The sequence below is a fragment of the Glycomyces tritici genome (assembly GCF_030403505.1).
Map to the genome: position 1 here is coordinate 83,977 of NZ_JAUEMJ010000008.1, position 25,505 is coordinate 109,481.

Consider the following 25,505-nt stretch of genomic DNA (forward strand, 5'->3'; position numbering starts at 1 on the left):
CTAACGCCGCTGGTTCTGGAACTGCGAGTGGTACTCCTCGCCGATCTTGCGCAGTGCCGACCCGATCCGCTTGTAGGCGTCCATGCGCAGGTTCGCCAGGCTCACCCGCACCGACCACTCGGGGCCGTCGAAGCCGCCGCCGTTGAGCAGGACCACCGACTCCTCCTCCGCGAGGCGGAAGATCGGGTCGACCGGCTCGAAGTTGGCCTGCATCCAGTCGGCGAACTCGGGTCCCCAGTTGCGCTCGGCCCAGCTGAGCAGGTCGAGCTCCACGTAGTAGTTCGCGGCCTCCGGGTCGGCCGGGTAGGGCACGTCGAGGCCTTCCACGAGGGCCTTGAGGCGGCGGGCGATGATCGCCTGGCAGTCGCGCTTGTACGCGTCCTCGGCGTCGGTGAGGCAGTGCAGGGAGAACAGGGCCATCTGGACCTGCTGCGGCGTCGAGAGGCCCGCGGTGTGGTTGAGCGCCACGTCCCGCGAGTCGGCCACGATCCGGTCGATGAACTTGACCTTCCACGGCTCCAGCGTGATCGTCGAGTACCGCTCGTTGAGCGCCGCGGTCCGCTCCGCCGGCAGTGCCGCGATGCGCTGATCGAACACGTTCTTGCGGGCGACGGCGATGACGCCGAGGCGCCAGCCGGTGCAGCCGAAGTACTTCGAGAAGGAGTACACGCCGATGGTGTTGGCGGCCTGGCTCGACATGAGCGAGGTGAAGCCGTTCGTGAAGGTGCCGTAGACGTCGTCGGTGATGATCGTCAGCCCCGGGTTGTCGTTCGCGACGATCCCGCGGATGCGCTCCAGTGTGGCCTCGGCGAGCTTCACCGAGGGCGGGTTGGAGGGGTTGACGAGGAACAGCGCCTTGATGGACGGGTCCTTGAGCTTGTCGATCTCCTGGTCCGGGTACTGCCAGGTGTGGATGCCCTCCTCGGTGGTGCGGGATGCCTCCAGCTCCACGATGTCGAACGCGTACCGCTCCAGCAGCGGGATCTCCAGGTAGGGCGTGAAGATCGGGACCATGAGCGCGATCCGGTCGCCCTGGTTCAGGAGCCCGTTGACCTGCGCGGAGTCGAAGAGGTAGCACATCGCGGCGGTACCGCCCTCGACCGCGTAGAGGTCCCAGCCGCCCTCGGGCGCGCCGCCCATCTCGGCGTCGAGGTAGGCGTGGACGACCTGCTCGATGTGGGTGAGCATCCGGTCGGGCACCGGGTAGTGGTCGCCGATGATCGCGTCCGCCAGCTCGCCCACCCACGCGTCGGGTTGGAAGCCGAGCCGCTCGACGCCGTGGGCCACATAGGAGGCGAGGGCGGAGGCGCCGGGGGCGCTCGCATTGGCCTTGAGGAAGGTGTCGAGGCGTTCGGCGATGCCGTCGGCCTGCGGCATGCCGCCGAGGCCCTCGAACTCGTCCCAGTCGCGCCGGGTCTCGGTGACCGCGAACTGGCCGAGGAGGAAGAACGCCTCGCGCGGGGCGGTGGCGGTCCAGTTGGGATTGCCGCGCCCGGCGTTGACCATCGCGAGCGCGTTGGCGCGCTCGTTCTCGCCGGCGAGCTCGATGAGCCGGTTCTTCAGCTCGAAGGGGCTCAGCCCTTCGAGGCGCTGCTCTTCGTCGCGGTCGACCTTGGACATGGCGGTTCCCTTCGGGTGCGGATCCCGGGAAGATCGCGACGCCAGGGTGCGACGAGCGCCCCGGCCGATCGATGACACGATGCGATCTTCTCGTCACTTCAGGTGGCGATCCGAATCTAGTCGATTCCCGTGAGCCGCTCGCCGGATTCGCCGGGACGGTGCCGGATCATGTTGCGACAATGAAAACTTTCTTCACTTCATTGACAACTCAAGAAGTGTTCCGTCATTCTGGTCGGTACATCGAGGACCGGTGGCGTGCCCGCCGGGGCGCCCGAATCCTGGAACCGAATGCGAGGACATGCACCCCATGAATCCCCACGCCCTGATACGGCGGTGCCTCTCCGCCGTCGCCGCGCTGGCCCTCTCGGCCGGCGCGCTCGCGGTGGCCGCGCCCGGCGCCGCCGCGCAGGAGGACGACACCGACAGCCTCCGCATCGCCACCAACCAGGAGGTCGACACCTTCAACCCGTTCAAGCGGCGGTTCGTCATCACCTACGAGACCAGCATGATGACGTACGAGACGCTCGTGCGGATGAGCGCCGAGAACTACGAGCCGGTGCCCGGCCTGGCGACCGAGTGGGAGGAGTCCCCCGACGGCCTGACGTGGACGTTCAAGATCCGCGAGGGCACCACCTGGTCGGACGGCGAGCCGCTCACGGCGAAGGACGTGGCCTACACGTACGGCCTGCTCATCGAGAACGAGGCGATCCGGGACTGGAACATCGACTTCGCCGCCAACCTGGTGAGCGCCGAGGCGCCCGACGACTCGACGTTCGTGCTCACCCTGGCCGAGCCCGCGCCCGCCGAGGTGCTCAGCCGCGAGGTCTACATCGTCCCCGAGCACATCTGGTCGCAGTACCCGGACCCGTCCGCGGACGACGCGAACCAGCTCCCGCTCGTCGGCTCCGGCCCGTTCCAGGTGGCCGAGTACAAGACCGACGAGTTCATCCGGCTCGACGCCAACGAGGAGTACTGGGAGGGCGCGCCCGGCTTCGACGAGGTCGTGTACACCTACTACCTCGAGACCGACGCGGCCGTGGCCGCGCTCGAATCGGGCGAGGTCGACATCGTCGGCAGCGGCATGCAGGGCGGTCTCAACCCGGCCCAGATCGGGGCGCTCGCCTCGCAGGAGCATGTGACCACCAACGACGTGCAGGGCCGCCGGTACGTCTCGCTCACCATCAACCACGGCACGGTCACGCAGGACGGCACCGAGTTCGGCGACGGCCACCCCGCGCTCAAGGACCCGGTGGTGCGCCAGGCGCTGCACACCGCGATCGACAAGCAGGCGCTCGTGGACACCGTGCTCGACGGCAGCGGCACCCCCGCGACCTCGCTGATCCCCTCCATCTTCGAGCAGTGGCACTGGGACGGCGGCGAAGCCCTGGTCCAGTTCGACCTCGCCGAGGCGAACCGGCTCCTCGACGAGGCCGGCTACGCCCGCGGCGACGACGGCGTCCGGACCATGCCCGGCGGCGGCGAGCCGCTGAACTTCCGCTTTTACCACCACGCCGACAACACCGCGTACGCCACCATCGTGGAGTTCGTGACCGAGTGGTGGGCCGAACTGGGCATCCAGGTCGAGGCGCAGGCGATCGAGCAGGGCACCCTGAACGACCTCGCCTACCTCGGCGAGTTCGACATCGCGTTCTCCGGCTGGGGCGTGGGCCCCAACCCGACCGAGCAGCTGGGCATGCACACCTGCGCGGTGCTGCCGACCCTCACGGACGGCTCGGAGCGCTCGAGCGAGAACTCCTACTGCAACCCCGAGTACGACGCCCTGCACGAGCAGCAGAAGGTCGAGTCCGACCCGGCCGCGCGCGCGGAGCTGGTCAAGCAGCAGCAGGAGATGCTCTACACCGACGCCCCCGTGATCTGGCTGTACTACCAGAACGTGATGGAGGCCTACAACCACGACCGGGTCACCGGCATGGCCGCGCAGCCGGCCGGCGGCATGTACACCGGCCAGCAGGGCTTCACCTGGGCGTACTACACGGCGCAGCCCGCGGACGCCGAGGAGAGCGGCGGCGTGCCGACGGGCGTGTGGATCGCGGTCGCGGCGGGCGCCGTCGCCATCGCCCTGGTCGCCGTCGTCCTCGTGATGCGGCGCAAGAAGACGGCCGACGAGCGCGAATGACGGACAGTCCTCCACCCGCGGACGGGGCCTCCACCGAGGCCCCGTCCGCGGGGCGCGCCCAGTCTCGTCGAAGCCTGCGAGACGTCAATGAGCACGGCCGCGGCAGCGAACGGCGCGTCTCCAGCGGCTTCGGGCGGTACCTGCTCAAGCACGTGAGCGGCGCCGCCGTGTCACTGCTGCTGGTGCTGTTCTCCTCGTTCTTCATCTTCCGGCTCATCGCCGGCGACCCGATCGACCAGCTCACCAAGGAGCGCCCGGTCTCGGCCGAGCAGCGCGCGGCCATGCGGGCCGAACTCGGCCTCGACCGGCCGATGTGGCAGCAGTTCATCGACTACATCACCGGCACGCTCACCATGGACCTCGGCGAGTCGTTCCAGTACCGGCGCCCGATCTTCGACCTCATCGTCGAACGGCTCCCGGCCACGCTCCTGCTCTCGGGCACCGGCATGGTCCTCGCCGTGCTGCTCGGGTTCTGGATCGGCACCCGCTCGGGGTGGAAACAGGGCGGCCGGTACGACCGGGGGCACGTCGCCACCGGGCTCGTGCTCTACTCGGCCCCCACGTTCTGGCTCGGGATGATCGTCATCCTCGTCTTCGCCCGGTACCTGGGGCTGTTCCCCGTCAACGGGATGCGATCGCCGAGCACGCCGCCGGACTTCTGGTCGCAGGCCGTGGACATCGGCTACCACCTCGTGCTGCCCGTGCTCACCTACACGGCCGTCGTCTACGCCGGGTACCTCATGATCATGCGGTCGTCCATTCTCGACGAGATCGGCAGCGACTACCTCACCACCGCCCGCGCCAAGGGCCTGCGCGACGACGAGGTCCGCAAGAAGCACGCCGTGCCGAACGCGCTGCTGCCCACCGTGACCCTCGTGTTCCTCGCGCTCGGCTCGGTCGTCAACGGCTCCATCGTCACCGAGACCGTCTTCAGCTGGCCCGGGCTCGGGACCCTGTTCGTGAACTCGATCTTCTACCCCGACCGGCCCGTGCTGCAGGCGCTGTTCGTGCTCTTCTCCAGCTCCACCATCCTCGCCGTGCTGTGCGCCGAGATCCTCTACTGGTTCATCGATCCCAGAATCCGCAGGTCATGACGGCAACGAACGCACTCTCCCCGCGCGCCCTCAGATGGGCGAGGCGACGGCAGTCCCTCACCCGCTCCTGGGCCGCCTACCGCAGCCAGAAGACCGGCATGTGGGGCCTGGTCCTCCTGGGCGCCATCGTGGTCCTCGCGATCGCCGCGCCCGTCCTCATCGACGAGTCCGCGCTCAGCGTCACCCAAGCCACCGGCGGGCGCATGGCCCCGCCCAGCGCCCAGTACCCGCTCGGCACCGACGAGACCGGCCGCTCGATCCTCGCGCTCACCCTCTGGGGCTCGCGCCTGTCGCTCGTCATCGGACTGACCGCCACCGTCGTCGCCATCGTCATCGGCACCGCCGTCGGCATCACGAGCGGCCACATCGGCGGCTGGTACGGCTGGATCGCCCTGCGCCTCTCCGACTGGTTCATGGTGCTGCCCAGCCTCGTCGTCGCCATCGCACTGCTCGCCGTACTCGGCCGCAGCATGGCCACCACCATCACCGTGATCGCCCTCGTCTCCTGGCCCGGCACGACCCGGCTCGTACGGGCCCAGACGCTCACCGTGCAGTCGCGCCCGTACCTGGAGCGCGCCAAGGCGCTCGGCGCGGGACACTGGCACCAGATGACGAAGCACCTGCTCCCCAACGTGCTCCCGCTGGTCCTCGCCAGCGCGACCCTGCTGGTGCCCTCGGCGATCCTCATGGAGTCCTCGCTGGCGTGGCTGGGCCTGGGCGACCCGGGCGTCGTGTCGTGGGGGTCGATCCTCAACCGCGCCTCCGAGAACGGGGCGGTCTCGGCGCACGCATGGTGGTACCTGCTGCCGCCGGGTCTGGCGATCCTGCTGGTGGTGCTGGCGTTCATGATGTGCGGCCGGGCCCTGGAGGCCGTGTTCAATCCGAGGCTGCGGGGTGAGTCGTAGTGCTCCTGGAGTTCAAGGACCTGCGGGTCACGTACCGGGGCTCGCGCGGGCGGCTCCCGGCCGTGCGGGGCGTCGACCTGGCGGTGGACGCCGGGGAGACGGTGGGCATCGCCGGGGAGTCGGGGTGCGGGAAGTCCACGCTGGCGATGGCGGTGCTGCGGCTGCTGCCCAAGAGCGCGGAAGTGAGCGGGGAGATCCTGCTCGACGGCGAGGACCTGCTCCAGATGGGGTGGGGGCGGCTGCGCGCGGTCCGGTGGACCGGCGCTTCGATCGTGTTCCAGGGGGCGATGCACTCGCTGAACGCGGTGCAGCGCATCGGAAGGCAGATCGCCGAGCCGATCCTGGTGCACGAGGCGAGGACGACGCCCGCCGCGGCGGCGAAGCGTGCTGAGGCGCTGCTGGAGCGGGTCGGGCTGCCGGCGTCGCGGGCGCGCAGCTACCCGCATGAGCTCTCGGGCGGGCAGCGGCAGCGCGTCATGATCGCGATGGCGCTGGCGTGCGACCCGGACCTGGTCATCGCGGACGAGGCGACGACCGCGCTGGACGTGATGGTGCAGGCCCAAGTGCTGCAGTTGATCGCGGAGCTGGTGACCGAGCGGGGCGTGGGGCTGATGATGATCAGCCACGACCTGTCGGTGCTGTCGGCGATGTGCGACCGCGCGGCGGTGATGTACGCGGGGCGGATCGTGGAGCAGGGTCCGGCGCACGAGGTGTTCGCGAACGCGCGGCACCCGTACTCGGCGGCGTTGAGCGCGGCGTTCCCGGTGATCGGGGACCCCGCCGCGCGGATGAACCCGGGCGGCCTGGCGGGCGATCCGCCGGACCCGGTGCGGCTGCCGGAGGGCTGCTCGTTCCGGCCGCGGTGCGCGGTGGCGGTGGAGCGGTGTGGCCGGGAGTCGCCGGAGCTGCTCGCGGTGCCCGTGCGCGGATCCGCGAGCGTCGCGGACGCGGCGCGGGTGAGTGCTTGTTTCGTCGCACAGGAAGGGATGCCCGTTGTCCTCTGAGGAGAAGACGCTCACCGCCAGGAACCTGCGGGTCGAGTTCGGCCTGCCGGGCGGGCGGGTCGCGCGGGCCGTGGACGGGGTGGACCTCGATGTGGCGCCGGGCGAGATCGTGGCGCTGGCGGGCGAGTCCGGTTGCGGCAAGACGACGTTGGCGCGCACGCTGCTCGGGCTGGAGCGGGCCACGGGCGGGACGGTGGCGTTCGACGGGGTGCCGCTGCGGTACTCGACGCGGGCGTTGAAGGCGTACCGGCGGCAGGTGCAGCTGGTGCTGCAGGACCCGACGGGGGCGCTGAACCCGCGGCACACGGTCTACGACGCGGTGGCCGAGGGCCTGCGGATCCACAAGATCCATGACGACGAGCCGGGCCGGGTGGCGGAGGCGCTGTCGCGGGCGGGCCTGCGGCCGCCGGAGCAGTTCTTCCTCGCGTACCCGCATGAGCTCTCGGGCGGTCAGCGCCAGCGCGTGGTGATCGCGGGGGCGCTGGTGCTGCAGCCGAGCCTGCTGGTGGCGGACGAGCCGGTGGCGTCGCTGGACGCGTCGGTGCGCGGGGAGATCCTCTCGCTGCTGCTGCGGTTGAAGGAGGAGCAGGGCCTGGGGTCGCTCATCATCACGCACGACCTGGGTCTGGCGTGGAGCATCGCGGACCGGATCGCGATCATGTACCTGGGGCGGATCGTGGAGCAGGGCCCGGTGGAGCAGGTGCTCACGGCACCGCGGCATCCGTATACGCGGGCGCTGGTGTCGGTGCTGCCGGTGTCCCCGGCGGTGAAGACGTCGGAGCCGATCGTGCTGGCCGGGGAGCTTCCGGATGCGTCGAGGATCCCGGGCGGGTGCCGGTTCCGGCCGCGCTGCCAGGAGGTGGCCTCCGGGAACGCCGATGCAGTGCTCCACCAGTGCAGCGGTGAGGACCTGCATATCCTTGGGCCCGAGGCGAAACCGCACTTGGTCGCGTGCCATCTGGACCGGGCCTTGCACGGGGATGCGAGGATTGCGGTGTGAAAATCCTCGTCAGTGCCGATATGGAGGGCGCCACGTGCGTCACCTGCCCCGACGACGTGCTGCCCGGAGGCCCTGGCTGGGAACGGATGCGGCCGTTGTTCACCGATGAGGTGAACGCGGCGGTGGAGGGCCTGCACCGCGGCGGGGCGCGGGAGATCGTGGTCAACGACGCGCACTGGTCGATGCGGAACCTCATGCCGGAGCGGTTCGAGTGGCCGGTGACGGTCATCAGCGGGCGGCACAAGGATCTCTCCATGATGGAGGGCGTGCGGGACGCGGACGCGGTGGTGTTCCTGGGGTACCACGCGGGGGCGGGCCTGGAAGGCGTGCTCGCGCACACCTATCTGGCGAACACGATCACCGGGGTGTGGCTCGACGGGGTGCGCGCGAGCGAAGGCCGCTTGAACGCGGCCGTGGCAGCCGAGTTCGGGGTCCCGGTGGTCATGGTGACCGGTGACGACAAGACGATCGAGGACGCCCAGTCGTACGCGCCCAAGGCGGTCGGCATCGCGGTGAAGGATTACGTCTCGCGGTACTCGGCCGCGTGCCGCACCCCGCAGTGGTCGATCCGCGCGATCCGCAAGGGCGCCGCGGAAGCGGTGGCGCTGGCCGGGCGGCGCGAACCGATGGTGGGGCCGCACCGGATCGAGGTCGAGTTCGACGCGGAGCACCTGGCGGGGGCGGTCACCGTGATCCCGGGGGTGGAACGCATCGCGGAGCGCCGGATCGGGTTCGAGCTCCCGACGATGTACGAGGCCATCCGGTGCTTCAAGGCCGTCACGACGATCGCCTCGGCGGCGAAAGAGGAGCAGTATGGTTGACGCGCAGGCGATCGAGGAGGTCGTTCGGTTCACTGCGGAGCTGATCCGCATCGACACGACCAACCACGGCGGCGGCGACGGGGACGAGCGCGGGGCCGCGGAGTACGCGGCCGGGAAGCTCGCCGAGGTGGGCGTCGAGGCGCAGATCCTGGAGAAGGCCCCGAACCGCTCCAATGTGGTCGCCCGGATCGAGGGTGCGGAGCCTGACGCGCCGGCGCTGCTGGTGCACGGGCACATGGACGTCGTCCCGGCCGAGGCCGCGGACTGGAGTGTCGACCCGTTCGGCGGCGAGATCCGCGACGGGATGCTGTGGGGCCGCGGCGCGATCGACATGAAGAGCATGAACGCCATGGTCCTGGCGGCGGTGCGGTCCTGGGCGCGGGAAGGGGTCAAGCCCCGGCGTCCGATCGTCATCGCGTTCACCGCCGACGAGGAGGCCAGCGCCGAATACGGCTCGGAGTACCTCGCGAACGTCCACGCGGACCTGTTCGCGGACTGCACCGAGGGCGTCTCGGAGTCGGGCGGGTTCACCTTCCACGGCGGGAACGGGCTGCGGCTCTACCCGATCGGGGCGGGCGAGCGGGGCACGGCGTGGCTGCGGCTCTCCGCGCGCGGCACGGCCGGGCACGGTTCGCGGGCGAATCCGGACAATGCGGTGAGCAAGCTGGCGGCGGCGGTCGCGCGGATCGGCGCGTACGAGTGGCCGCTGCGGTTGACGCCCACGGTGCGGGCGGCGCTGACGGAGCTCGCCGCGGTGTACGGCGTGGAGCCGGATCTGGACGACGTGGACGGCCTCATGGCGAAGCTCGGGCCGGCGGCGCAGCTGGTCGAGTCGACGCTGCGCAACAGTGCGAACCCGACGGTGCTGCAGGCCGGGTACAAGGTGAACGTGATCCCCGAGCACGCCTATGCCGAGGTGGACGGGCGGGTGCTGCCGGGCGGCGAGGCCGAGTTCGAGGCGACGATGGACGAGCTGTGCGGCCCTGACGTGGCCTGGGAGTACCAGCACCGGACGCAGCCGCTGGCCGCCCCGGTCGACTCCCCCGCGTTCGCGGCGATGCGCGCGGCGATCCGGCGGTTCGACCCGGAGGGGCGGCCGGTGCCGTTCTGCATGTCCGGCGGCACGGACGCGAAGCAGTTCGCGCGGCTCGGCATCACCGGTTACGGCTTCTCGCCGCTGGGGCAGACGCCCGAGCTGGGGTACGGGCGGCTCGCGCACGGGGTCGACGAGCGGGTACCGGTGGACGGGCTCGGGTTCGGGTTGCGGGTCTTGGACGACTTCCTGCGGAACGCATAGAGGAGAACACCGCGATGGTGCAGCAGTCCCCTTACGGCGCTTGGGAATCCCCGATCACCGTGGATATGGTCGCGGCCGCCGACGGGCGTCCGGGGTACCTCGGCGCGGTCGGTTCGGAGCTGTGGTGGACCGAGCCGCGCCCCGAGGAGGGCGGGCGGCGGGCCCTCATGCGCCGGACCGCGGACGGGTCGGTCGAGTCGGTGCTGCCATCGCCGTGGAACGTGCGCAACCGCGTCCACGAGTACGGCGGGCGGCCGTGGGCGGGCGCGATCCAGGACGACGGCAGCCCGGTCGTCGTCTTCACGAACTTCGACGACCAGCGGCTCTACGTGTTCGAGCCGGACCGGGGGCGCGAGCCGGTGCCGGTCTCCCCCGAGCCGCAGGCGCCCGGGGGGCTGCGCTGGTCCGACCCGGTGATCGACATGGAGCGCTTCGAGGCCTGGGCGGTCATGGAGGAGCGCACCGGGCCGCTCCCGACGGACGTGCGGCGCGTGCTCGCCGCGGTCGACCTGACCCGGTACGGGGCGCAGGCGCGGGTGCGCGAGCTGACCGACGACTCGTACCGGTTCCTCACGGGCCCGAAGGTCAGCGCCGACGGCGGGTCGGTCGCGTGGATCGCCTGGAACCACCCGCACATGCCTTGGGACGAGACGGAACTGCGGGTCGCCGAGATCACCGCGGACGGGGCCCTGATCGAGGCCCGCACGGTGGCCGGGGGCGGCGGGGAGTCGATCGCGCAGGTCGAGTGGTCCCGCGACAGCACGCTGGTCTTCGCCTCGGACCGCACCGGGTGGTGGAACCTGCACTGGATCGATCCGCTCACTGCGGAGTCCGGCACGGTCCACGAGGCCGAGGCGGAGTTCGCGGGGCCGATGTGGGACCTGGGCAAGGCCTGGTTCGGCATCCTCGCCAGCGGCGACATCGCGGCCGTGCACGGCAGGGGGGAAGGCCGCCTCGGCGTCTTCGACGCGTGGGACCGTGAGATGAACCTCGTGGAGGGGCCCTGGACCGAGTGGGCGCCGGGGATCGCCGTGGTCGGCGACCGGGTGTACGGCCTTGCGGCGAGTGCCGCCACCGGTTACGAGGTGGTCGAGGTCGACACCGTGAAGGGCACGTCGCGGGTCGTCGCCGCCGCCCACGAGGACACTGTGGACCCGGCGTGCTACCCGGTGCCGGAGCACCGCACGTTCGAGGGCCCGGACGGCCGCGAGATCCACGCGCACGTCTACCCGCCGCGGAACCCGGAGTTCGAAGGGCCCGAGGGGGAACTGCCGCCCTATGCGGTGTGGGTCCACGGCGGCCCGACGAGCCACGTGCGGGCCGTGCTCGACATGGAGCTGGCCTACTTCACGTCGCGCGGCATCGGCGTCGTCGAGGTGAACTACGGCGGTTCCACCGGGTACGGGCGCGCGTACCGGGAGCGGCTGCGCGAGCGCTGGGGCGAGGTCGACGTGGAGGACTGCGCGGCCGTGGCCAGGGCGCTGGCCGCCGAGGGCACGGCCGATCCGGCGAGGATCGCGATCCGGGGCGGCAGCGCCGGAGGCTGGACCGCCGCCGCCTCGCTCACTTCGCCTGCGTCCCGCGGGGTCTACGCGTGCGCGGTGGTGAAGTACCCGATCCTGGACCTCTCGGGTTGGACCGGGAACGACACGCACGACTTCGAATCGCAGTACGTGTACTCGCTCGTGGGCCCGGCGGAGGTCCTCGAGGAGCGCTCGGCCGAGCGCTCGCCCGTGCACCACGCCGACCGCATCGAGGTGCCGTTCATCCTGCTGCAGGGCCTGGAGGACGAGGTGTGCCCGCCCGCGCAGGCCGAGAAGCTGCTGCAGGCCGTGGAGGGCAGGGGCGTGCCGCACGCCTATCGCACCTACGAGGGCGAGCAGCACGGGTTCCGCCGCGACGCGACGATCGTGGACGCGGTGCTCGCCGAGCACGCTCTGTACTCGCAGGTCTTCGCGTTCCCGGGCCCCGACTTCGACCTGGAGCTGCGGCCTTGAGCCTCGCGCCGCTGCGCCGCCCGAGGCGGCTCGTCCCCGGGGACCGGATCGCGGTCGTCTCCCCCGCGAGCCCGTTCCCCGAGGGCGGCTTGGACGCCGGGCGCGCGGTGCTGCGCGGCTGGGGCCTCGAACCGGTCGTGATGCCCAGCGCCACCGCGACCACGGGGTTCCTGGCCGGGCACGACGAGGCGCGGGCGGCGGACTTCGCGGCGGCCTGGCTCGACCCGTCGATCGCGGCCGTGATCGCCTCGCGCGGCGGGTACGGGTCGCAGCGGATGATCGACCGCGTCGACTGGGAGGCGCTGCGCGCGGTCGAACCGAAGGCGTTCATCGGGTTCAGCGACATGACGGCGGTGCACGAGGCGGTCGCCCTCGAACTGGGCACCGCGTCGGTCCACGGCCCCATGCCGACATGGACGCGGTTCACCGGCAGCGCCGGGATGCAGGAGGAGCTGCGGCTCCAGCTCTTCGCACCCGAACGGGTGCAGCGCATCGAGTCCCCGACCGCCGCGCCGCTGCGGGGCGGCACCGCCACCGGGGTCACCTTCGGCGGCACGCTGACGCTGCTGGCCGCCGGGGCCGGCACGGTCCACCACCGGCGGGACGTCGCGGGCGGGCTGCTGCTCCTGGAGGACATCGGCGAGGAGCCCTACCGGATCGACCGGGCCCTGACGCAGCTGCGGCGGGCCGGGTACTTCGCGGGGCTCGCCGGGATCGTGCTCGGGTCCTGGGCCGACTGCGGGCCGTACGAGGCGGTCCGCGCGGTCCTGCGCGACCAGCTCGCCGGCCTCGGGGTGCCCGTGGTGGAGGAGTTCGGGTTCGGGCACTGCGCGGGATCGCGCACGATCCCGTTGGGCGTCAAGGCGACGCTCGACGCGGACGCCGGGACTCTCCACTTCGCGGTGCCGGCGCTGGCCTGATCTTCATCTGAAAATATTCTCCGTAGTCTTGCCTTCACTTGAAGTTTTCTGCCAGGATGAGCCGATCGGGATAACCGGCCCATATAGGGCCGCGCCGGTCCCGGCCGCCCCACCTGGAGGAGCCCATGAAGCATCCCCGCCGGACCGTGCTCGCCGCCGCCCTCGGCGCCGCCGCAGCCGCCGCCACCGCGAGCACCGCCGAAGCCCACGGCCAGAGCGAGAAGCGATTCGTCAAGCGCCGCTTGAAGGCCATGGGCCTGCGGGAGAAAGTGGGCCAGCTCTTCACGGTCTACGCGTACGGGCGCACGGCCGACACCACTGACGCCGCGGACGTCGCGAAGAACCAGGAGACGCACGGCGTGAACAACGCCGCCGAGCTCATCGCCGCCTACAAGGTCGGCGGCATCATCTACTTCACCTGGTCGAACAACGTCGCGAACCCCCACCAGATCACCGGCCTCTCCAACGGCCTCCAAGCGGCCTCCACAGCGGACGGCGGCGAGCCGCTGCTCATCGCCACCGACCAGGAGCACGGACTGGTCGTGCGCATCACCGCGCCCGCCACGCAGCTGCCCGGCGCGATGGCGCTCGGCGCGACCCACGACACCGGCGCCGCCTATGAGGCGGCCGTCATCAGCGGCACCGAGCTGCGCGCCATGGGCCTGAACCTGAACTTCGCGCCCGACGCGGACGTGAACGTCAACCCCGCCAACCCGGTGATCGGCGTGCGCTCCTTCGGATCCGACGCCGCGCACGTCGCCGGCTTCACCGCCGCCCAAGTGGAGGGCTACCAGGCGCGCGGGGACCTCGCGGCGACGGTGAAGCACTTCCCCGGCCACGGCGACACCGAGGACGACAGCCACACCGACCTCCCGCAGATCGACCACACCTACGAGGAGTGGCAGGAGGTCGACGCGCCGCCCTTCCGCGCCGCCGTCGACGCCGGGGTCGGCGCGGTCATGAGCGCCCACATCCAGTTCCCCGCCCTCGACCCGACCCTCACCCCCGCAACGCTCTCGAAGCCGATCCTCACCGGACTGCTGCGCGAGGAGCTGGGCTACGAGGGCGTCATCGTCACCGACTCCCTCGCCATGGAAGGCGTGCGCGAAGGCTACGGCGACGACCGCATTCCCGTGCTGGCGCTGCAGGCCGGGATCGACATGCTGCTCATGCCCGTCGACCTCGACCTGGCGTACAACGCGGTCCTCGACGCCGTCGCGAACGGCGAACTCACCGAGAAGCGCATCGACGAGTCCGTGACCCGCATCCTCGGACTCAAGTACCGGCTCGGGCTGTACGCGGACCCGTACGCCGACCCCGACGAAGTGGCCTCGATCGTCGGCACCGCCGCGAACCTGCAAGCCGCCCAAGCGCTCTCGGACCGCACCACGACCCTCGTCCACAACGACGGGACCCTGCCGATCCCCCAGGACGGCGGTCCGCTGCTGGTCACCGGCTGGGGCGAGACCACCACGAACCTGCTCGCCGCCGAGTTCACGAAGCGCGGCTTCACCCCGACCCGCGTCGTCACCGGCATCGCGCCCACGCAGGCGCAGATCGACGCCGCCGTCGCCGCCGCGAACGGCAAGGGCTTCATCGCGGTCAGCACCAACGGCGTCGCCGACAACCCGAGCCAGGTCGCACTCGTCAAGGCGCTCAACGCCACCGGCGTGCCCGTGGTGGCGCTCGGCGTCAAGAACCCCTACGACATCGCGCACCTCGTCGAGGAGGTCAACGCCTACCTGGCGACCTACTCGTACTCGGCGGACGGCCTCGAATCGGCCGTCGCGGCCGTCCTCGGCCACCTCGACCCGCAAGGACGGCTGCCCGTGGACATCCCGCGGGCCGACGACCCCGAGTCGGTCCTGTTCGCCTTCGGCCACGGCCTCTCGTACGAGTAGGGGCCTCCCATGCAGCGCAGAAGACTCCTCGGGAGCGCCCTCGCCGGGGCCGCACTCGCGACCACCGCCGCCGTCCCCGCCCGAGCCGGGGGCAGGCGCGTCCGCACCGGCATCGAAGTCCTCGCCGACGATGACTTCGCCGAACTCGCCGGCCAGAGGGTCGGGATCATCTCCAACCCCACGGGCGTGCTCCCCGACCTGAGCCACGAGGTCGACCTCATGCACGCCAGCGGCAAAGTGGACCTCGTGGCCGTGTTCGGCCCTGAGCACGGCTTCCGCGGGGTCTCCCAGGCCGGAGAGGGCGAGGACTTCTTCCTCGACCCGAAGACCGGCATCCCGGTCTACAACGCGTACAACAACAAGGACCAGATGGCCGAGCTCCTCGCCGCGGCCGGCGTCGAGACGCTCGTCTTCGACATCCAGGACGTGGGCTCGCGGTTCTACACGTACATCTGGACCATGTACCTCGCCCTCGAGGCCGCCGGGCAGCTCGGCCTGCGGTTCGTCGTGCTCGACCGCCCGAACCCCATCACCGGCCGCGAGGCCGCCGGGCCCGTGCTCCACCCCGAGCACGCCACGTTCGTAGGCCTCAAACCGATCGCGCAGCGCCACGGCATGACCGTGGGCGAACTCGCGTCCCTCTTCAACGGCGAGTTCGTGCCCGCCCCCGCCGACCTCCACGTCGTCAGGATGCGCGGCTGGAAGCGGGACATGCACTTCGAGGAGACCGGCCTGCCGTGGGTCGCGCCCTCCCCGAACATGCCCACCGTCGCCACCGCCGTCGCCTACCCCGGGACCTGCCTCTTCGAGGCCACCGCGCTCTCGGAGGGCCGCGGGACGACCAAGCCGTTCGAACTGCTCGGCGCGCCGGGCATCGACCACGCCTGGGCCGAGGCGCTGCAAGGAATCCCGGGAACGCGCTGCCGCGAGGCGTACTTCACGCCCACGTTCTCGAAATGGGCCGGGAAGGTCTGCGGCGGCGCCGAACTCCAGGTGGCCTCCCGGCGCGACTTCGACCCGATCCGGACGGCGCTCGCGATGATCATCGCCCAGCGCCGCGCCTACCCGCAGTACGGGTGGCGCTCCCAGGACACGACCTCGTTCTGGCTGGACAAGCTCACGGGCAACCAGGCCGTCCGACTGGCGATCGAGGCGGGCGCGGACGTCGACGAGGTGACGACGCTGTGGGCCGACGAATTGGATGCGTTTTCCGAGCAAAGAGAATCGTACTTGCTCTATCGCCGCACCGCTTAGTGATGGCACGATAACCAGGAGACACGAATGCAGCGTCGAACCATGCTCGGGGGCGCGGCGGGGGCGGCGCTGGCGCTCGCGTTCGCCTCCCGCGCCAACGCCGAGGAGATCCCCTCAATGCCCGAACTCACCGGCCCGCCAACGGCCGGCCCCTACGACGTGACCTTCCCCGAAACCCCTGCACGGCTGCGGTACGGATCCTGCCGCGAAGCCCGGCTCACGCCCGCCCACATCGCCCGCATCGCCCCCGGCCTGGACTCCTTCATGGAAGGGCCGGCGCCCGCGTTCCCCGGCTACACCGTGCTCGCGGCGCGTCACGGCGTCGTCGTCGAGCACGCCTCCGGCGGCCACCGGCTCCGCTACTCCGGCTGGGACGAGACCGCGAAGACCGCGGTCGAACTGCCGCCCGAGCAGTGGCTGCCCGCCGCCGACGACACCGTCTACGACCTGGCCTCGATCTCGAAGCTGTTCACCGCCACCGTCACCGGCGCGCTCATGGACGACGGCCGCATCGACCTCAAACTGCCCGTGGTCGACTACCTGCCCGACTTCGACGCCCTCGACCCGCAGAAGACCCCGATCACCTTGGGGCACCTGCTCTCCCACACCTCCGGCATGATCGCGTTCATCAACCTGTTCGGACTGCCCGACGAGCAGGCGCGCATGGAGGCGATCTACGCCCGCCCCCTGCGCCGCCCGCCCGGCAGCGGCTACGAGTACTCCGACCTCAACCTGATCGTGCTCGGCAAGATCCTCGAGATCGTCACCGAGAAGCCCCTGGACGCGCTCGTGGACGAGATCATCTGCGAACCCCTCGGGCTCAAGGACACCGGGTACAACCCGGTCGACCGGGCCCGGACCGCCGCCACCGAGTACCAGCCGTGGACCGGCCGGGGCATGGTGCACGGCGAGGTGCACGACGAGAACGCCTGGGCCTTCGGCGGCGTCGCCGGGCACGCCGGCGTCTTCGCCACCGCCTGGGACCTCGCGGTCTTCGGCCAGATGATCCTCAACGGCGGCCGCTACAACGGCACCGAGGTCCTCACCAGGAACACCGCCCGGCTCATCTTCACCGACATGAACTCAGGGCAGGGCGAGAGCGCCGCGCGCGGCCTCGGCTGGCAGCTCGGCCAGCGCTGGTACATGGACGCGATGAGCTCACCGGTCACGGTGGGCCACACCGGGTACACCGGGACGTCGCTCGTGCTCGACCCGCTCGCCGGGACGCTGCTCGTGCTCTTGACGAACCGGGTGCACCCGACGCGGAACCGGGGCACGGCGAGCGCGTACCGGCGGGCGGCGAGCCGCCCGATGGGCCGGGCCGTGCCGGTGCGGATCAAGGACAGGGCCTGGTACGCGGGCCAGGCCGACGCCGCGACCGCGACGCTGACGGGGGTCCTGCCGCGCGCGGTCTCGGGGGCCAAGGCGTCGTTCAAGCTCTGGTACGACACGGAGGCGACCGACGTGGCCGTGTTCGAGGCGAGCCCGGACGGCACCGCGTGGACGGCCGTGCCGCTGGACCTGCGCACCGACGACCACTGCTGGCGGGCCGAGGGGGTGTTCTCGGGGTTCGCGGGCCGGCAGTGGATCGACGCTGCCGCGGTGCTGCCCGAGGGGACGTCGCGGGTGCGCTGGCGGTACACGAGCGACCCGAACTACCAGGGGCGCGGCGTGTACGTCGAGAAGGTCAAGGTGCGCGAGGGCCGCGCCCTCCTGTGCGAGGACGCGGACCTCGAGCCGGACGGCTGGGAGCCGGTCGGCGACTAGGTGAGCGGCCGGGGCGCGTAGGCCTCGGCCAGCCGGTCCATGGTTTTGTCGATGTCGGCGTCCACGGTCTGGTGCTCGGGGTGCGCGTCGAACCAGGCGACGACCTCGCGGGCGCCGAGCCGGTAAGGGGTCGCGCCGAGCCCGAACTCGGGGACGAGGCGCTTGAGCTTCGCATTGTCGAAGACCATCGAGTGGGCCTTGTCGCCGAGGAGGCCGGCGCCCCAGCGGGGGTCGGCGGCGGCGATGGCGTCGCTGGGGACGTGGGCGAGGTTCGGTTCGACCCCGGCGGCTTCGGCGACCCAGCCGAAGATCTGGTTCCAGGTGGGGGCTTCGTCGCCGGTGATGTGGAAGGCCTCGCCGATCGCGTCGTCCCGGCCGAGGAGGCCGGTGAAGCCGACGGCGAAGTCGCGGGCGTGCGTGATGGTCCACAGTGACGTGCCGTCGCCGTGCACGATGACGGGCTTGCCCGAGCGCATCCGGTCGAGCACCGTGTAGCCGCCGTCGAAGGGCAGCATGGTCTCGTCGTAGGTGTGGGAGGGCCGGATGATCGTGGCGGGGAAGCCGTTGTCGCGGTAGGCCTTGACGAGGAGGTCCTCGCAGGCGATCTTGTCGCGCGAGTACTGCCAGAACGGGTTGCGGAGCGGGGTGGACTCGGTGACGGGCAGGCGCGCGGGCGGGGTCTGGTAGGCGCTGGCGGAGCTGATGAACAGGTACTGGCCGGTGCGGTCGGCGTACAGGTCGATGTCGCGCTGGACCTGCTCGGGGGTGAAGTTGACCCAGTTGACGACGGCGTCGAAGGTGCGGTCGGCGAGGGCCTCGCGCACCGACTGCGGATCGTTCGCGTCGCCGGTGAGGAGGGCGACCTCGGGCGGGAGGGTCCGCTCGGAGGTCCGGCCGCGGTTGAGGACGGTGACGTCCATGCCGCGGCGCACGGCCTCGCGGACGCAGGAGGTGGAGATGCGGCCGGTACCGCCGATGAACAGCACGCTGACGCTCACGTGAAACCCCTTTTTCGGTCGATGACGGCCCCACCCTACCCGTGTCAGCGGCGGCGGAGCGGGTTGCGGCGGAACGAGCGGCTCTCACCGCTGAGCAGGGCGCCGGCGAGAAATCCGAGCCCGCCGAGTACCAGCACCAGCAGGACGGCCACGGCCTGTCCGACGATGATCGCCAGGGCCAGGATCATCCCGGCCAGCATGCCCACGTACGACGCGCGCATGGCGCCTCCTCGTTGTCGCGGGCCGCGAAGGGGGCGGCCCGATCCACTGTGGGTACCCGTTCGGGCGGCGGCGAACCGGAGTCGCGCCGCCCCGGCGACGGGGCGGCGCGGTCGGTGTCGTTCGCGATCGCGCCCTCGCGCGACCGGGCCTCAGACCTTGCGGTACTTGGCCTGGAAGAAGCAGTAGACGCCGAAGCACGCGATGCCGAGGGCGACCAGGCCGAGGACCCACGGTCCCCAAGGCGTGCCGGCCAGCGTCTTGAGCGCGGCGTCGAGGCCGCCGGCCTTCTGCGGGTCGTAGGTGACCGCCGCGGAGACGATCAGCGCGCCGGCGATGGCGTACGCGACGCCCTTGCTCGTGTATCCCGCCGTGCCGAGCCGCCGGACGGTCCGGTGTACCGACGGGTCCATCTGCCCGGTGTTCAGGTGCTTCTCGAACTTCTTCGTCAGGCCGTAGACCACCAGGCCGACGCCGACACCGGCCACGACGACACCGGCCAGGCCGACCAGGAACCGGCCGCCGCCGGAGTCCATCATGGATGAGGCCGAGGACTGCTGGCTCTGCGACTGCGACGCGTTCGCGCCGCTGACCACCTTGTAGCCGAGGTAGGCGAAGTAGAGGTAGAGGACCGTGCGGCAGCCGGAGACGACGCGCTCGGCCACTGCGGTGCGGTCCTGCGGGCCGCTCTCGCCGATCGCCGCTTCGAAGGCCTGCCAGACGGCCATCGCGACCATGCCGATGATGATGGCGATGACCAGGAACTCGCCGGCCGGCTGCCGGGCTATGGCCGTCAGGGCGCCGGACTGGTCGGTCTCGCCGGTCGAGCCGCCGAAGGCGACCTGCAGCGCGAGCCACGCGAACATGAGGTGAATGGCGGCGTAGGCGATGAAGCCGCCGCGTGCCAGGAGTTCCAGCGGCTTGCTGTCGGCCGCGCGTGAGACGGAGTTGCGAACATTATGGGGGGAGGACATGCCGCCATGAGTTTCCGATGTCGACACGTCTCAAACGCTTCCCGGGCGTCGAAGCCGCTGGACGGGGAACGGCGCCGTGCCGTGTCGATACCGTCCAGGGAGATCTGCAGGCCGTCGCCAGCCCCGGCGCCTACGCCGAGCCGGCCTCGGTCTCGGCGGGCATGAGCGGGACTCAGTGGACGCGGGGCGTGCGGCGGGCCCGTTCGCGCTTCGGGCCGTCGACGATGACGCGGACGGTGACCTCCCCGTCGGGGAAGGCGGTCGCGACCGACGCGGCGAGGTCGCCGGTGGCCTTGATGAGGGAGGCGCCGTCGGCGCGCGGGTCGACGTGGGCGTGGAGCCGCACGAGCTGGCCGCCGCGGATCTCGAAGCGGCGGCTGGTGACGCGGTCGACCGGCGCGTGGCGTTCGAGATCGGTGCGCAGGCGGGGCGCGACGGAGCGAACGTCGAGGTCGACCCGGTCGGATCCGGTGCCGGCCAGGGCGACCCGCCCTTCGGTGCGGCGCGGGAGCCGCGAGACGAGCCACCACAGGGCGAACACCGCGAGCACCACCGCAGCGGCGAGCGCGGCCCAAGGGAACCAGTCGGCGTCCACGGTGGAGTGCACCGTGTCGGTGTCGAGCCGGTTCCACACGCCGGCGAGGTCGAAGCGCCAGTCGACGACGGCGGCACCTCCCGCGAGGAGCAGCAGGCCGATGACGGCGGCGGCGGGGCGGTCGATCGCGGGTCTCCTCATCGGTGCGCCTCCTTGGCCTGCACGGCGATTTCGAGCTCAGCGAGTCCGCTGAGGCGGTCCCCCACTGCTTCCATGATGTCGGCGACGGCCGCTTCGTGTCCGGGCGCGAGCAGGGCCTTGACCTTGAGGCGGCGGCTGCGCAGTTCGCTGTGGGCGTGGAGGACTCCGGGCGCGCGTCCGGCGGCGTCCGAGGCGAGGGCCTCCACGGCGCGCGGCGAGACCCAGAGGTCGCCGGGGCCCTCGGCGGCCAGGTGGCTGCGGCGGGCGGGGAGGAACGCGGCGATGAGGAACCACAGGCCGAGCAGGGCGGCGGCGATCCCGGCGATGAGGACCCAGACGGACGGCTGCGTGTCGTCAAGGGTCGCAAGGGCATTGCGCAGCCACGAGTCCGCGTCGATCCAGTCCAGTTCGGCCGCGGCGTGCTGGCCGAGGACCAGGGCGAGGCCGGCGAGCAGGAGCGCGGCGAGGACCGCGGGCCAGGTCGCCGCGGGCATGCGGCGGGGGTCGCGGACCTTCATAGGACCCTCCGCTCGGGCTGCCGCGGGGCGTCGACGAGGTGGACCACGACGTCGAGGGCGACCAGGTCGTATCCGGTGATGCGGGCGGTCTCGGCGCGCACGCGGGCGGTGAGGTCGCGGGAGACTTCGCCGACCGGGCCGGGCCAGGCGACGCCCACGTCCAGGTGGGCCCAGATCCGACCGTGCTTGACGGTGGCGCGGGCGCGCGGGCGGCGCGAGGCGGCGGTGCCCTCGCAGGCGCGTGCGGCGCCTTCGAGGACCCGGGCCACTGCGGCGTCGGCCAGGCGCAGCCCGCCGCGCGTTTCGGGCGGTCGGTCCGCTCCGGTGCCGGGGAGGTCGGCGAGACTGAAGGCGTCCTCAGTCACGGCGGCCTCGGAAGCGCTCGAAGACGTCGAACTCGCCGCTGAGCCTCCCGGCGACCGCGAAGCCGATCGCGCCGAGGACGACGGCGAGCAGGAAGCCGGTGAAGCCGCCGCCGATGACGGCCAGCGCCAGCAGCAGGCCGGCCACCAGGCCGGCGAAGGAAGCCTTCATTGGTCAGTCCTCTTTCCTCGGTGCGTCCACGTCCTCGACGGTGACGATGACGGGCCGTCCGCCCGCGAGCGGTGCGACCGCCGTGCGGATCGCGGCGGCGGTCCGCGGGATGTCGGCGTCCCATTCGACGGCGACGTGGACCTCGCAGGCGGTGTCGCCCAGGCGCAGGCCGGGGATGCGGCGGCCGGGCAGCAGCAGGGCGATCTCGCCCTGGACGCCGCCGTGCAGGTCGCTCACGCCCGGCGCGTCGCGGACGGCGGCGGCGATGGCGTCCGCCTGGGCGGCGAAGTCGTCGTTCGTCATCTGGTCGGCTGTGCTCCTCGGCTGCGTGCTCCGGCCCGGCGCTGTCGCGCCCGGGCTATTCGACCCGTGGTTCGCCCTCGGGTTCGCCGTCGGACTCGTCGGGCAGGTGCACGTCGTGGACGGTGAGGTTCACTTCGGTGACTTCGAGGCCGGTCATGCGCTCGACAGAGGCGATGACGTTGCGGCGCACGCCCGCGGCAAGGTCGGCGATGGCGACGCCGTACTCGGCGACGACGTCGAGGTCGACGGCGGCCTGGCGCTCGCCGACTTCGACGGAGACGCCCTGGCCGTAGTTGGTGCGGGAGCCGGGGATGCGTTCGCGGAGGGCGCCGACGGCGCGGCTGCCGGCGCCGCCGAGCTGGTGGACACCTTCGACCTCGCGCGTGGCGATCCCGGCGATCTTGGCGACCACCTGGTCGGCGATCACGGTCTTGCCCTGGTCGCTGGCGAGCGGGCCGTCGTCCCTGACTGCGGCTTCGGCGCGTTGCTCCGTCATCACTGAACCTCCCTTGTCGCGATCCGCCCTCCACCGTCGCACAAGTACCCGGCGCTGTCACGGAAAGTGACGAACAGGGGGTCACCGCCTTATTCTCATCCTTTATCGAAGGAGTTGACTTTCTCGATAGCCGGTGCCATCATCGGAGGCATCTCGACCCTCTGGAGGCCCTCATGCGACGACGCACCCTCATCTCCGCCGCCGGCGCCGGCTCGCTCGGCGCCCTCGCCGCGCCCGGCGCGGCGCAGGCCGACTACACGACCACGATCAACCCGGGCACCAGCTGGGGCACCTGGGAGGGCTGGGGCACCTCACTCGCCTGGTGGGGCAAGGCCTTCGGCAACCGCAACGACCTCGCGGACATCATGTTCACCCGCAACACCGTCGCCTTCGGCGGCGCGAACCTGCCCGGCCTGGGCATGAACATCGTGCGCTACAACGCGGGCGCGTGCTCGTGGAACGCCATCGGCGGCGAGCGCATGGTCGTCTCCCCGAACATGATGCCCTCGCGCCAGATCGAGGGCTACTGGACCGACTGGACCTCCAGCGACCCCGCCTCCGCGAGCTGGAACTGGAACGTCGACAGCAATCAGCGCAACCTCATGTGGAAGGCCCGCGACCGCGGCGCGAACATCTTCGAGCTGTTCTCGAACTCGCCGATGTGGTGGATGTGCGCCAACCACAACCCCTCCGGCGGCGCGGACGGCAACGCCGACAACCTCCAGTCGTGGAACCGGCAGCAGCACGCCGTCTACATGGCCACCGTCGCCAAGTACGCGCACGACAACTGGGGCGTGGACTTCGACTACGTCGACCCGTTCAACGAGCCCATCGCGAACTGGTGGACGGCCACCGGCACCCAGGAGGGCTGCCACTTCAACGTCGCGACCCAGTCGATCGTCATCGACCACCTGCGGACCGAGCTCGACAACCGCGGCCTCTCGTGGATGCCGGTCACCGCCTCGGACGAATCCCTGTACGACCAGGCCGTGAGCACCTGGAACGGGCTCACGAGCTCCGCCAAGAGCAAGATCGCGAAGGTCAACGTCCACGGCTACCAGTACGAGAACGGGCGGCGCGACTCCGTCTACAGCGCCGTGAGCGCGGCCGGGAAGCGGCTCTGGAACTCCGAGTACGGCGAGAACGACGCCTCCGGGATGCGCTTGGCGCGCAACCTCAACCTCGACTTCCGCTGGCTGCACCCGACCGCGTGGTGCTACTGGCAGGTCCTCGACGGCGGCGGCTGGGGCCTCATCGAGGCGAACAACGAGACCGGCGCGCTCGGCTCCGCGAACGCCAAGTACTTCGTCTACGCCCAGTACGCGCGCCACATCCGGCCCGGCATGCGGATCATCGACGGCGGGGAGGCCAACACGGTCGCGGCCTACGACGCGGGCGCGCGGCGCCTCGTGCTCGTCACCACCAACTACGGCACCGCGCAGACGATCACGTACGACCTCTCGCGGTTCGCCACGGTCCCGAACGGGACGGTCACGCGCTGGTCGACCCAGACCGGCGGTTCCGAGCGGTACGCGCGGTACACGGACACGCAGGTCGCGTCCAAGCGGTTCGCGCGGGCATTCCCGGCGAACACGGTCCAGACCTTCGAGATCGAGGGCGTGGTCCTGTAGATCCGATTTCCGGACGGCGCGTTCTTCGACCGGTTTCGGCATGATCGTCCTGTGCCTGAAGCGATCGGAACGCGCCGCCCCCTCCTTCGCGACCAGGGGGCCGAGTCCTCGATTCCCGATCTCGAGTGCTCGGGACCGGCCCCCGACTTATCCTGGCGGAGGAGGATTCCGAAGGGGGTCCTCGAAATAGCACGAAAGCGATGCTATTGGAGGTAGTGATGTATTCACCGTCCTCATCGTCAGTCCACAACGGACGACAGAAAGAACTCTCTCACCGCAAACGCCCATTGCCTCGGGCGCTTCTCGAAGCAGCGGGGGTCATGACGCTCGTCCTGGGCGTCATCGCGATCTCGCCCGCAGGTACGGCGAGCACGCAGGACCGGGTGGTCGCCCACGACATCGAGCTGGTCGACTTCCAGCCGCTCGACACGGTCGACGACCCGGCCACGATGGAGGAGTCGGTCGACCAGACCGGCACCGCTGTCGAACCGCCGATGGAGGACACCGGCGAACCGTCGGCCGCAGCGACGGATCCGACCTTCGAATACGAGAACTGCGACGCCGCCCGCGATGCCGGTGCGGCACCCGTGGAAGCAGACGAATACGGGTTCGGTCCGCACCTCGACGGCGACGACGACGGCGTCGGATGCGAGAACCGGTTCGGGGCCGCGCAGGTTCCGGAGGGCTCGCGATACCCGAACTGCGACGCCGCTCGCGACGCAGGGCTGAGTGCCATCAAGGAAGGCGAGCCCGGGTACGCAGCGCACCTGGACGGCGACGACGACGGTGTCGCCTGCGAGTAGGACGGCGGCCGTGAACGGCGCAAGCAATGCGGGCCGCCCGCGCCGAGCGCGCGGGCGGCCCGCCGCGTCCGAGGAACACCGAACGGGACGGCCCGGCGGGCCGTCCCGTGTCCTCGCGCCGCGTCAGCGGTAGTCGGGCCCCGCGGGCTTCGGCGCGACCGTCATGGCCCAGATGCTGAAGATCGCCAGCGCGATGATCAGCAGGGACCAGAACGGGTAGTAGGGCAGGTACAGGAAGTTGTTGATGAGCACCAGGCACGCCAGCACGACGCCGAAGACGCGCGCCCAGGTGGCCCCGCCGAAGAGCGCGCAGCCCACGAGCGCGGTGATCACGCCGAGGATGAGGTGGACCCAGCCCCAGGCGGTCGTGTCGATGGTGATCACGTAGTCCCTGACCTCGGCGTAGAAGTCGTCGGTGGCGATGCCGACGATGCCTTCGATCGCCTGCCAGACGCCCATCATGATCATGCTGAGCGCGGCGAAGAGCATGCCGCCGGCCGCCCAGGCGGTCTTGGTATCCCCGTCCATCACGGACCCCCCTAGTGAAGGAATGCCCTCACGGTAAGCCTGAAGCGG

General features: G+C 71.0%; 25 protein-coding genes. 14 read left to right on the forward strand and 11 right to left on the reverse strand.

The features are described from left to right. Positions 1 to 1,620: an aspartate 4-decarboxylase gene (gene aspD / locus QWI33_RS22160; RefSeq protein WP_289959097.1), complete on the reverse strand. Its 1,620-nt coding sequence runs from the start codon at positions 1,618 to 1,620 to the stop codon at positions 1 to 3. A 307-nt stretch (positions 1,621 to 1,927) separates the two neighbouring features. Between aspD and QWI33_RS22165 the strand changes: the two genes are divergently transcribed. The 12 genes from QWI33_RS22165 (at position 1,928) to QWI33_RS22220 (ending at position 17,717) form a co-directional block, all read left to right on the forward strand. Then, positions 1,928 to 3,757: an ABC transporter substrate-binding protein gene (locus QWI33_RS22165; RefSeq protein WP_289959098.1), complete on the forward strand. Its 1,830-nt coding sequence runs from the start codon at positions 1,928 to 1,930 to the stop codon at positions 3,755 to 3,757. Continuing rightward, positions 3,754 to 4,851, forward strand: a complete 1,098-nt coding sequence (locus QWI33_RS22170; RefSeq protein WP_289959099.1) for an ABC transporter permease — start codon at positions 3,754 to 3,756, stop codon at positions 4,849 to 4,851. The genes QWI33_RS22165 and QWI33_RS22170 overlap by 4 nt, the downstream gene beginning before the upstream one ends. Beyond that, a complete protein-coding gene (locus QWI33_RS22175; protein ID WP_289959100.1) occupies positions 4,848 to 5,756 on the forward strand; it encodes an ABC transporter permease in 909 nt (302 codons plus the stop codon). Before QWI33_RS22170 ends, QWI33_RS22175 begins: the two co-directional genes overlap by 4 nt. Next, positions 5,756 to 6,760 carry an ABC transporter ATP-binding protein gene (locus tag QWI33_RS22180; RefSeq protein WP_289959101.1) on the forward strand — a complete coding sequence of 335 codons (1,005 nt, stop codon included), beginning with the start codon at positions 5,756 to 5,758 and terminating at the stop codon, positions 6,758 to 6,760. The genes QWI33_RS22175 and QWI33_RS22180 overlap by 1 nt, the downstream gene beginning before the upstream one ends. Further along, positions 6,750 to 7,760 carry an ABC transporter ATP-binding protein gene (locus QWI33_RS22185; RefSeq protein WP_289959102.1) on the forward strand — a complete coding sequence of 337 codons (1,011 nt, stop codon included), beginning with the start codon at positions 6,750 to 6,752 and terminating at the stop codon, positions 7,758 to 7,760. The genes QWI33_RS22180 and QWI33_RS22185 overlap by 11 nt, the downstream gene beginning before the upstream one ends. Next, positions 7,757 to 8,581, forward strand: coding sequence for a M55 family metallopeptidase (locus QWI33_RS22190; RefSeq protein WP_289959103.1), 825 nt, complete (start codon positions 7,757 to 7,759; stop codon positions 8,579 to 8,581). Before QWI33_RS22185 ends, QWI33_RS22190 begins: the two co-directional genes overlap by 4 nt. After that, positions 8,574 to 9,878: a M20/M25/M40 family metallo-hydrolase gene (locus tag QWI33_RS22195; RefSeq protein WP_289959104.1), complete on the forward strand. Its 1,305-nt coding sequence runs from the start codon at positions 8,574 to 8,576 to the stop codon at positions 9,876 to 9,878. Before QWI33_RS22190 ends, QWI33_RS22195 begins: the two co-directional genes overlap by 8 nt. Positions 9,879 to 9,892: 14 nt before the next feature. After that, positions 9,893 to 11,875, forward strand: coding sequence for an alpha/beta hydrolase family protein (locus QWI33_RS22200; protein ID WP_289959105.1), 1,983 nt, complete (start codon positions 9,893 to 9,895; stop codon positions 11,873 to 11,875). Beyond that, entirely contained in the window at positions 11,872 to 12,795 is a 924-nt protein-coding gene (locus tag QWI33_RS22205) for a S66 peptidase family protein (protein WP_289959106.1), read from the forward strand. The genes QWI33_RS22200 and QWI33_RS22205 overlap by 4 nt, the downstream gene beginning before the upstream one ends. A 125-nt stretch (positions 12,796 to 12,920) precedes the next feature. Continuing rightward, the gene (locus tag QWI33_RS22210; protein ID WP_289959107.1) at positions 12,921 to 14,696 is read left to right on the forward strand and encodes a glycoside hydrolase family 3 protein; all 1,776 of its coding nucleotides are present in this window, start codon (positions 12,921 to 12,923) and stop codon (positions 14,694 to 14,696) included. 9 nt (positions 14,697 to 14,705) lie between these two features. Then, entirely contained in the window at positions 14,706 to 15,950 is a 1,245-nt protein-coding gene (locus QWI33_RS22215) for an exo-beta-N-acetylmuramidase NamZ family protein (RefSeq protein WP_289959108.1), read from the forward strand. Between the two features lie 27 nt (positions 15,951 to 15,977). After that, positions 15,978 to 17,717, forward strand: a complete 1,740-nt coding sequence (locus tag QWI33_RS22220; protein WP_289959109.1) for a serine hydrolase domain-containing protein — start codon at positions 15,978 to 15,980, stop codon at positions 17,715 to 17,717. On the opposite strand, the gene QWI33_RS22225 is transcribed toward QWI33_RS22220, so the two are convergent. The 9 genes from QWI33_RS22225 to QWI33_RS22265 form a co-directional block, all read right to left on the reverse strand. Continuing rightward, complete coding sequence (locus QWI33_RS22225) at positions 17,714 to 18,715, reverse strand: SDR family oxidoreductase (RefSeq protein WP_289959110.1); 1,002 nt, start codon at positions 18,713 to 18,715, stop codon at positions 17,714 to 17,716. The genes QWI33_RS22220 and QWI33_RS22225 overlap by 4 nt on opposite strands. A 44-nt stretch (positions 18,716 to 18,759) precedes the next feature. Then, entirely contained in the window at positions 18,760 to 18,936 is a 177-nt protein-coding gene (locus tag QWI33_RS22230) for a hypothetical protein (protein WP_289959111.1), read from the reverse strand. A 150-nt stretch (positions 18,937 to 19,086) separates the two neighbouring features. Then, positions 19,087 to 19,908 carry a DUF1206 domain-containing protein gene (locus QWI33_RS22235; protein ID WP_289959112.1) on the reverse strand — a complete coding sequence of 274 codons (822 nt, stop codon included), beginning with the start codon at positions 19,906 to 19,908 and terminating at the stop codon, positions 19,087 to 19,089. 172 nt (positions 19,909 to 20,080) lie between these two features. Further along, the gene (locus QWI33_RS22240; protein ID WP_289959113.1) at positions 20,081 to 20,644 is read right to left on the reverse strand and encodes a hypothetical protein; all 564 of its coding nucleotides are present in this window, start codon (positions 20,642 to 20,644) and stop codon (positions 20,081 to 20,083) included. Continuing rightward, the gene (locus QWI33_RS22245) at positions 20,641 to 21,162 is read right to left on the reverse strand and encodes a DUF6286 domain-containing protein (protein ID WP_289959114.1); all 522 of its coding nucleotides are present in this window, start codon (positions 21,160 to 21,162) and stop codon (positions 20,641 to 20,643) included. Before QWI33_RS22245 ends, QWI33_RS22240 begins: the two co-directional genes overlap by 4 nt. Continuing rightward, the gene (locus QWI33_RS22250) at positions 21,159 to 21,527 is read right to left on the reverse strand and encodes a hypothetical protein (protein WP_289959115.1); all 369 of its coding nucleotides are present in this window, start codon (positions 21,525 to 21,527) and stop codon (positions 21,159 to 21,161) included. Before QWI33_RS22250 ends, QWI33_RS22245 begins: the two co-directional genes overlap by 4 nt. After that, positions 21,520 to 21,696 carry a hypothetical protein gene (locus QWI33_RS22255; protein ID WP_289959116.1) on the reverse strand — a complete coding sequence of 59 codons (177 nt, stop codon included), beginning with the start codon at positions 21,694 to 21,696 and terminating at the stop codon, positions 21,520 to 21,522. Before QWI33_RS22255 ends, QWI33_RS22250 begins: the two co-directional genes overlap by 8 nt. A gap of 3 nt (positions 21,697 to 21,699) precedes the next feature. After that, a complete protein-coding gene (locus QWI33_RS22260) occupies positions 21,700 to 21,999 on the reverse strand; it encodes a hypothetical protein (RefSeq protein WP_289959117.1) in 300 nt (99 codons plus the stop codon). Positions 22,000 to 22,054: 55 nt separating this feature from the next. After that, the gene (locus tag QWI33_RS22265) at positions 22,055 to 22,495 is read right to left on the reverse strand and encodes an Asp23/Gls24 family envelope stress response protein (RefSeq protein WP_289959118.1); all 441 of its coding nucleotides are present in this window, start codon (positions 22,493 to 22,495) and stop codon (positions 22,055 to 22,057) included. Between the two features lie 173 nt (positions 22,496 to 22,668). Between QWI33_RS22265 and QWI33_RS22270 the strand changes: the two genes are divergently transcribed. Together QWI33_RS22270 and QWI33_RS22275 are read left to right on the forward strand one after the other, a co-directional pair. Further along, positions 22,669 to 24,126 (forward strand): glycoside hydrolase, encoded by a 1,458-nt coding sequence (locus QWI33_RS22270; protein ID WP_289959119.1) that lies wholly within the window; start codon positions 22,669 to 22,671, stop codon positions 24,124 to 24,126. 320 nt (positions 24,127 to 24,446) lie between these two features. After that, positions 24,447 to 24,929, forward strand: a complete 483-nt coding sequence (locus QWI33_RS22275) for an excalibur calcium-binding domain-containing protein (protein WP_289959120.1) — start codon at positions 24,447 to 24,449, stop codon at positions 24,927 to 24,929. 123 nt (positions 24,930 to 25,052) lie between these two features. Here the strand turns inward: QWI33_RS22275 and QWI33_RS22280 are convergent, their stop codons facing one another. Next, complete coding sequence (locus QWI33_RS22280; RefSeq protein WP_289959121.1) at positions 25,053 to 25,457, reverse strand: DUF7144 family membrane protein; 405 nt, start codon at positions 25,455 to 25,457, stop codon at positions 25,053 to 25,055. Positions 25,458 to 25,505: the final 48 nt, after the last annotated feature.